We start from the raw sequence: 465 nt of genomic DNA, 5'->3' as shown, positions 1-465 counted from the left end.
TCCTCCTCCATGGCGTCGCCGACAAAGACGAGCGCCTGGACCCGTTCGCGCCGCGTCTCGTCGCGGGCATGGGCCAGGATGCGGCGGATCTGGGTCTGGCCACCCGCGACCGCGATCTTCTGCATGAGCGCGCTGAGATCGCCGCCGTCGCGCACCCAGCGGCTCGCCCGGCATTCGCCGAAGCCGCGGTAGTACATGAGCTGGACGTCGAGCCCGCCGAGCACGCTCGTGGCGAGGAACATCTCGGTCTGGAGCTGCATCGCCATGTCCCAGGTCGGCTGGCGCGACATGGTGGCATCGAGCGCGAAGATGAGGCGGCCGCGGCCTTGGGCCCCCGCCGGGCGCGTCGCCTTCACCTCGGCGAGGAAGCGCGCCACGTCCTCGGCGGCCGAGCGTTCGACCGCCCGCTCGCGTCCGTCGCCCTTGTCCACATTGCGCGCCATGACCTCTCTCTATCCACCAATC

At 70.5% G+C, this 465-nt stretch carries 1 protein-coding gene; it reads right to left on the bottom strand.

All coding sequences use genetic code 11. The annotated features are described in order from the left end of the window. Positions 1-443: hypothetical protein (locus A7976_RS04205; RefSeq protein ID WP_205633453.1), on the bottom strand; the 443-nt coding region annotated here is incomplete at its 3' end. Positions 444-465 lie beyond the last annotated feature (22 nt).

It is taken from the genome of Methylobacillus sp. MM3 (assembly GCF_001645185.1).
Lineage (GTDB): Bacteria > Pseudomonadota > Gammaproteobacteria > Burkholderiales > Methylophilaceae > MM2.
This window is presented reverse-complemented; position numbering and strand designations above follow the sequence as displayed.